This window comes from Stenotrophomonas sp. GD03777, assembly GCF_029842485.1.
GTDB lineage: Bacteria > Pseudomonadota > Gammaproteobacteria > Xanthomonadales > Xanthomonadaceae > Stenotrophomonas > Stenotrophomonas sepilia.
In genome coordinates, this window is record NZ_JAOCGL010000151.1 from 1 (window position 1) to 6,923 (window position 6,923).

5 protein-coding genes, 2 tRNA genes and 1 pseudogene are annotated in these 6,923 nt (G+C 67.3%); all 8 read right to left on the minus strand.

Going from position 1 to position 6,923, the window contains the following annotated elements; genetic code table 11:
- The coding region (locus tag N5E02_RS19465) for a TolC family protein (RefSeq protein ID WP_279946634.1) at window positions 1-650 on the minus strand (650 nt) is incomplete at its 3' end.
- A 369-nt stretch (window positions 651-1,019) separates the two neighbouring features.
- A tRNA-Gly gene (locus N5E02_RS19470) sits at window positions 1,020-1,095 on the minus strand.
- A 116-nt stretch (window positions 1,096-1,211) separates the two neighbouring features.
- Entirely contained in the window at window positions 1,212-2,318 is a 1,107-nt protein-coding gene (locus tag N5E02_RS19475) for an NAD(P)/FAD-dependent oxidoreductase (protein ID WP_262219739.1), read from the minus strand.
- Between the two features lie 138 nt (window positions 2,319-2,456).
- A tRNA-Gly gene (locus N5E02_RS19480) sits at window positions 2,457-2,532 on the minus strand.
- Between the two features lie 234 nt (window positions 2,533-2,766).
- Window positions 2,767-3,393 carry a CDP-diacylglycerol--glycerol-3-phosphate 3-phosphatidyltransferase gene (gene pgsA / locus N5E02_RS19485; protein ID WP_005412825.1) on the minus strand — a complete coding sequence of 209 codons (627 nt, stop codon included), beginning with the start codon at window positions 3,391-3,393 and terminating at the stop codon, window positions 2,767-2,769.
- 18 nt (window positions 3,394-3,411) lie between these two features.
- On the minus strand, window positions 3,412-5,256 hold the full coding sequence (uvrC, locus tag N5E02_RS19490; RefSeq protein ID WP_005415984.1) for an excinuclease ABC subunit UvrC: 1,845 nt from the start codon (window positions 5,254-5,256) through the stop codon (window positions 3,412-3,414).
- Complete coding sequence (locus tag N5E02_RS19495) at window positions 5,253-6,665, minus strand: hypothetical protein (protein WP_279946635.1); 1,413 nt, start codon at window positions 6,663-6,665, stop codon at window positions 5,253-5,255. The genes uvrC and N5E02_RS19495 overlap by 4 nt, the downstream gene beginning before the upstream one ends.
- Window positions 6,662-6,923, minus strand: a pseudogene (locus tag N5E02_RS19500) (low molecular weight phosphotyrosine protein phosphatase); the annotation flags it as partial. The pseudogene N5E02_RS19500 and the gene N5E02_RS19495, both read right to left, overlap by 4 nt.

Below are 6,923 nucleotides of genomic sequence, written 5' to 3' on the forward strand. Positions count from 1 at the left end.
TGTTCGCCGCGATCATCCACGGCCTGCTGTCTGACCAGCAGATCCTGCTGGGCCTGCGCTACGGTCAGGTCCAGATAGCTGCGCACCACGTCGGCAATCACCGCCACTTGTGCGGCATTGCGCAACGCCTCGGCATTACCGGCCGAGGCCTGCGCGCTGAGATGGGCACTCTCGGCGGCGCCGAACAGGCCCAGGTCCCAGATCGCTTCGATGCCCGCATGGAAATAGGTGTCGACCGCGGCGGCGTCCTGTACCTGCTTGGCGCTGGCCGAGATCTCCGGCAGGAAGCGCGAATCCGAGGTGCCGGCGACGATCCGCACTGCCTGCAGGCGCAACGTGGCCTGCTGCAGATCAAGGTTGCCGGCGATGGCTTGATCGACCAGGCCGTCCAGCGCCGGGTCGGCCAGCACCTTCCACCACTGCCTGGCCTCCACCGCCACGCCCTGGCCCTGCGGCACCTGGGTCCAGGTGCTGGGGGTGCGATCAGGCAGGTCCGGAGCCGGCACCGACATGCAACCTGCCAGCGCCAGGCTGGTCAGCAGTGCGCCCGGGCGCAGCAATGCTTGCAGGGAGAGTCCGCGCCCGGTCCTGGGCACTGCCACTGGAGTGATACGCCTGACCACCAGCCCGCCAACGTGTAGAAGGAGCATGAAGGCTACCGTGCGATTGTGGAGCGAACATGGAGAATTGGTCCGAAAACGGTCACAACACGCGTGCGGTTCAGGCAACGATGGTGTTGGCCTTTCGCCAGCCTTTCAGTGCATGCGACGCGCGGAACGCTGGTGCAACATCCAGGCCATTGCGTCTTGTTGACGCGCTCTCCGCTTCCCTCGCCTGCGGTCGTCCCCACGACCGATGCGTCCCGCCATTCCGATTGCGACACTGACCTCGGATTCGTCACGCCGGGCGAGTGATATCACGCCCGCTATGAAGATGCTGTGGCGCGACTGTAGCGGCCCCTGCCGCAAACATCATGACAAATGAAAAACGCCCCCTTTCGGGAGCGTTCTTCATGAATCTGGAGCGGGAAACGAGACTCGAACTCGCGACCTCAACCTTGGCAAGGTTGCGCTCTACCAACTGAGCTATTCCCGCAGATTTCGTTCGACCTGCGTCGAAGGAGCGCTATTGTGTCGATATTGCTGCACGGCGTCAACAGGAATTTTCACGGGAAGCGAGGGACGGCGCCCAGGCACGCCTGCCGGCACCCTTCACGCGCGTACGCCACGACGATGGAAATAGATCTGCTCGGCGATGCGCCTCGTGGCGGACGTATGCAGCAGCGCGTTGAACGGCCAGTCCACCTGCAGATGATCCATCGCCCAGCGCAGCAGGCGCTTTCCATGGAACGCCGGCGCCACCTGCTGCGCCACCCGTTCCGCTTCCGGCCCTTGCCCACGCAGATGGCGGGCAATCGCCTCGCCGACCGCCCAGCCATGCCGCCACGAGGAGTGGATACCTCCGGCGGAGAGCGGCGAGACGATGCCCGCCGCGTCGCCGGTCAGGATCAGCCGGTGGCCAGTGATCGGACCATCCGGTCGGCCGCAGGGCACCAGGCCGGCGCGGGTGGCCGAGGGGCGCGCCGAAGGCGGAATGTTGACCACACCGCGCACGTGGTCGAGGAAACCCTCAATGTCCGGCGGCCGCACCCGTTGCGGATCGTGACGCAGCGCCAACCCGACCTGCAGACCGCTCGGATTCTGGGCGACCCAGCCGATGTAGCCCGGGGCGTAGCGCTTGCTGACGAAGCAATGCAGCGCATCGCCCTGCGCCACCTGCTGACCGGCGAACTCACGTTCTACGCCGTAGAGGTTGTCACGTACCTGGCCGAGGCCGGTGCGCCGGGCCACGCGTGAGCGCGCGCCATCGGCGCCAACCAGATAGGCGCAGCTCCCTGCCCCTTCCACCTGCCAGCCGTCACCGCGGCGATGGGCGTCGGTGAAGGACTGCTGCAGGCGCAGGTCGACACCGTTCGCATGCAGTTCGCTGGCCAGCCAGCGCATCAGGTTCTGCGTATCGGTGGTGAGGAAGTAGTAACCCGGTGCGGCCAGCAATACGCTGCGCAGGTTCGGCGCATAGAGGCGCACGTTGGCGACCCGTTGCACCAGATGTTCGGGCATGCGCCCCAGCCAGGTCTGCTCCATCGCTTCCTTCACCACGATGCCGGTGGTGTGCAGCCGCCCGCCGGGGTCGGCCTTGCGTTCCACCACGCAGACGCGCAGCCCGTACTGGGCAGCGGCCAATGCGCAGGCGGCACCGGCGAAACTGGCGCCGACGATGACCACATCATGGTCGTAGGCGGAAGGAGTTTGGGGCATGGCTGCATCGTTCTGGAGGAACACAGATGCAGCTTCGAACTGGCGCGTGGCGAGGCGAAGGAGTGGCGGTGAAGTGGGGATGAAGCAGGCGCCAGGCAAACGAAAAACGCCCCCTGTCGGGAGCGTTCTTCTTGAATCTGGAGCGGGAAACGAGACTCGAACTCGCGACCTCAACCTTGGCAAGGTTGCGCTCTACCAACTGAGCTATTCCCGCTTGGGAGGCGAAATTCTACCTATTCTGGGAATGGCGTCAAGCGGTTTTTTCGGGGCCTGCGAGTCGCCTTGCACCGCGTATCCACGCATGGCGTGGATCTACCACGGCATCTCCGCAAACCGATTGATCCGCCCTCCCTGGATGCAGCATTTCCAGTAGATCCACGCCATGCGTGGATGGCAGCAACCGTGGGGTCAGAGCCCTTTCCTGCGGAAAGGGATCCGACCCCGGGGCTCAGTTGCCCAGCTTCTTCTGCCGTGCACGCTCGCGCGCGGCGCGCTCGTCATCGCGCAGGCTCGGCCAAGCGGCGTGCAGGTACTGCAGGCCCGACCACAGGGTCAGCACCGCGGCAATCGCCAGGGTCCAGTCGCCGATGTGGAACACCGGCCAGCCCATCCAGATGTCTTCCACCGGTACGTTTGGCGCCACCGAATACAGCAGGCACAGCAGCGCGACCATCTGCGCGGTGGTCTTGATCTTGCCGATCATCGCCACGCGCACCTTGGCGCGCTGGCCCAGCTCGGCCATCCACTCTCGCAGCGCCGATACCGCGATCTCGCGGCCGACGATCACCGCCGCCCAGAATGCCATCCACGGCGTCGGATGGCCCTGCACGATCAGGAACAGCGCTACTGCCACCATCAGCTTGTCCGCGACCGGGTCGAGGAACGCGCCGAAGGCCGACTCCAGCTGGTAACGGCGTGCGATCCAGCCGTCGAGCCAGTCGGTGATCGCGGCCAGGCCGAAGATCGCCGCCGAAGCGAAGTTGGTCCAGGTGTAGGGCAGGTAGAACACCAGCACCAGCACCGGGATCATTACGATCCGCAACAACGTCAGCCAGGTGGGCAGGGTCAACTTCATGCTTGCGTGCTTCTCTCTCTACTCGGCCGCATCAGGCGTGGCCAACCCGTGCAGGTTAGCGTAGATACGTGCCGCGAGGGCGTCATTGATGCCTTCCACCTTGGCGATTTCCGCTTCGCCAGCGGCTTTCAGGCCCACAAGACCGCCGAAATGCTTGAGCAGGCTGGCGCGGCGGCGCGGCCCGATGCCGGGGATATCCTCCAGCTTGCTGGTCATCCGCGCCTTCTGGCGGCGCCCCCTGTGGCCGGTGATGGCAAAGCGGTGCGCCTCGTCGCGCACCTGCTGGATGAACTGCAGCGCCGGGTTGGCCGCGCCGGGGCGCAGCTCGCGACCGTCGGGCATCACCAGCGCTTCATGGCCGGCGCGGCGCTCCACGCCCTTGGCCACACCCACCAGCAGCACGCCTTCCACGCCCAGGTCGGCCAGCGCGGCCTGGGCCTGTGCCAGCTGGCCGGCGCCGCCGTCGATCAGCAGCACATCCGGCAGCACGCCCTGCTCTTCCACCGCGCGGCGGAAACGGCGGTCGATGGCCTGGCGCATGGCGGCATAGTCGTCGCCCGGCTCGATGCCGCTGATGTTGAAACGGCGGTACTGCGCGCGCACCGGACCGGCGGCGTCGAACACCACGCACGAGGCCACAGTGGCCTCGCCCAGCGTATGGCTGATATCGAAGCACTCGACCCGCTTGACCGGCTCGGCCAGGCCCAGCATCTCGCGCAGTGCATCGCTGCGCGCATGCTGCGCATTGCGGCTGTTGAGTTCAGTGGCCAGGGTCAGCTGCGCGTTGCGGCTGGCCAGCTCCACATAGCCGGCGCGCTCGCCGCGCACGTTCCACTTCAGCTGCACCTTGCGCTCGGCCGAGGCCGACAGCGCCGCAACCAGCAGGTCGGCATCGGGAATCTCGCGATCCAGCAGGATCTCGCGCGGCGGCTCGAATTCGATGTAGTACTGCGAGACGAACGCGGCCAGCACTTCCTCCGGACTCTCCTCGCCGTTGGTGCGCGGGAAGAACGGGCGGGTGCCGAGGTTACGGCCATCGCGGAAAGCCAGCAGCAGCACGCAGGCCTGCGAACCCTGCATGGCCACCGCCAGCACGTCCAGGTCGGCGGCGCGGCCGTCCACGTACTGGCGCGTCTGCATGCTGCGCAGCGAGGAAATCAGGTCGCGCAGGCGCGCGGCCTGCTCGAACTCCAGGGCCTCGCTGGCGGCCTGCATCTGCTCGCCCAGCTCGCGGGTCAGCTCGTCGCTCTTGCCTTCCAGGAACAGCGCAGCACGGCGCACCGATTCGGCGTAGTCCGCGGCCGGCACCAGCTCCACGCAGGGCGCGCTGCAGCGGCCGATCTGGTATTGCAGGCACGGCCGCGAGCGGTTGCGGAACACGCTGTCCTCGCAACTGCGCAGCTTGAACAGCTTGTGCATCAGGTTCAGCGTTTCGCGCACTGCGGTCACGCCCGGATACGGCCCGAAATAGCGGCCGGGAATGGCGCGCGGGCCCCGATGCAGGGCGATGCGCGGCCAGTCCTCGCGGGTCAGCAGCACATGCGGGTAGGTCTTGTCGTCGCGCAGCGAGACGTTGTAGCGCGGCGACAGCGACTTGATCAGCTGATTCTCCAGCAGCAACGCCTCGGCTTCCGAGCGCGTCACGGTCACGTCCATGCGCGTGATCTGCGAGATCATCGACATGATCCGCGCGTTCTTCGGGCTGCCGTTGAAATAGCTGCCGACGCGGTTGCGCAGCGCGCGCGCCTTGCCCACGTACAGCAGGGTGTCGTCGGCCGCGTACATGCGGTACACGCCGGGGGCGGTGCTGAGCTGGGCCGCGAAGGCCTTGCCGTTGAAGGCCGGGGCGGGAACGTCGGTCATTCGCTGATCGGGACTTCGCTGAGCACGCCGCTGTCGGGGTCGAATCGCAGCACGGCATGGGCGTCGGTCTCGGCGATCCACACCGCACCTGCGCCCACGGCCAGGCCAGCCGGGCCGTGCAGGCGGCGCGGCAGCGGCTGGGTGGTCAGTTCACCGCCGCCCAGGCGCAGCGTGCGCAGGCGACCGTTGCCGGTGTCGGCGATCCACAGCAGCGGGGCGTCCGCGCCCAGTGCGATCGCCTGCGGGAACTGCAGGCTGGCCTGCGCGCGCGGGCCGTCTTCACTGCCGAAGCGCCACGGCCCCTGCCCGACCAGTGTCTGCACCAGGTCACCACGCAGTTGCAGTGCACGGATCGAGGATCCCAACGCATCGGCGACGTACAGCACCTGCTGCACCACGGCCAGCGCGGTCGGTTGCGCGAAGGCAGCCAGATGGCCACTGCCATCACGCTCGTCGATGGAACCACTGCCGGCGCGCCATTGCAGGCTGCGCTGGCCCAGGTGGTAGCTCCAGATGCGGTTGTCGCCGGCCATTGCGATGTGCAGCTGGTTGTCGGCGATGGCCAGGCCAACCGGATGGTCCAGCGAGACCTGCCGCGCCTGCGCCACCGGGCCCTCCACCGGCGCGCCGGGTCGCCCGTTGCCGCACAGCGTGTCGACGATGCCGGTCAGCAGATTGATGCCGCGCACGGCATGGTTGCCGGTATCGGCGACGTACAGCGAATCGCGCTCCAGCACCAGCGCCTGCGGGCGGTGGAACGCCGCTTCGGCGAGATTGCCATCCATGAAATCGGCGGTGCCGAGGCCGAACTGACGCAGGATGCGGCCGCCATGGCTGCATTCGAGAATGCGGTGATGACCGCTGTCGGCGATGTACAGACGTTCGGTGCTGACCGCCAGCCCCTGCGGGAAGCGCAGGGCCTGGCGCGGTTCCGGATGCAGTTCGCTGCCGCCACGCGGCGGCGCCGAAGGTGCGCCCTGGCACAGCGCGTTCAAGGCGCGCTCCAGTTCACCGGGCGCGCCCTGCCCGACCAGCCGTTGCTGTTCACGGCCCTGCGCGTCCAGCAGCACCATGGTCGGCCAGGCGGTGACGCCGAAGCGGCGCCAGCCATCCCAGTCGGCATCGAGCAGCACGGGCATGGTCAGGCCCTGACGGCGCAGCAGCTTCAGTGCGGCCGTGGCATCGCGTTCGAAATCAAAACGCGGCACCTGCAGCACCAGCGGCTGCAGCTTGCCCGGGTGGCGCGACAGCCATTGGCCGAACTCGGCCAGGCGTTGCGCACTCCAGGCGGAGGCCGCATTGACGAACAGCAGCGCGACCGGCCGGCCGCGCAGTTCGGTCAGGGTGCAGGGGGTGGCATTGAGCCAGGTGGCGAATTCGGGCAGGTCCGGGACGGGCTGGACGTTCATGACCTGATTATGCCGGAGTCGGCGTCATGCAACAGTCGTGCCACCGCACGTTTTGCAGCATCGTCGACCAGCGACCAGACCTGTTCGAAATGATCGCTGCCGCCGGTGTAGGGATCAGGGATGGCTACCCGCCCCTGCCCGCCGGACCAGGGCAGATACAACGCCAGCCGTTCACGCTGGGCCGCCGTCGCCAGGCGCCCGGCATCACGCAGGTTGGCCTCGTCGGCACACAGGATCCAGTCGAAACGTTCGAAATCC

Excerpts from the sequence above, each read along its gene's own strand:
- N5E02_RS19475 (WP_262219739.1), bottom strand. The coding sequence starts at position 2,318 with ATGCCCCAAACTCCTTCCGCCTACGACCATGATGTGGTCATCGTCGGC.
- pgsA (WP_005412825.1), bottom strand. The coding sequence starts at position 3,393 with ATGAAGTTGACCCTGCCCACCTGGCTGACGTTGTTGCGGATCGTAATG.
- uvrC (WP_005415984.1), bottom strand. The coding sequence starts at position 5,256 with ATGACCGACGTTCCCGCCCCGGCCTTCAACGGCAAGGCCTTCGCGGCC.
- N5E02_RS19495 (WP_279946635.1), bottom strand. The coding sequence starts at position 6,665 with ATGAACGTCCAGCCCGTCCCGGACCTGCCCGAATTCGCCACCTGGCTC.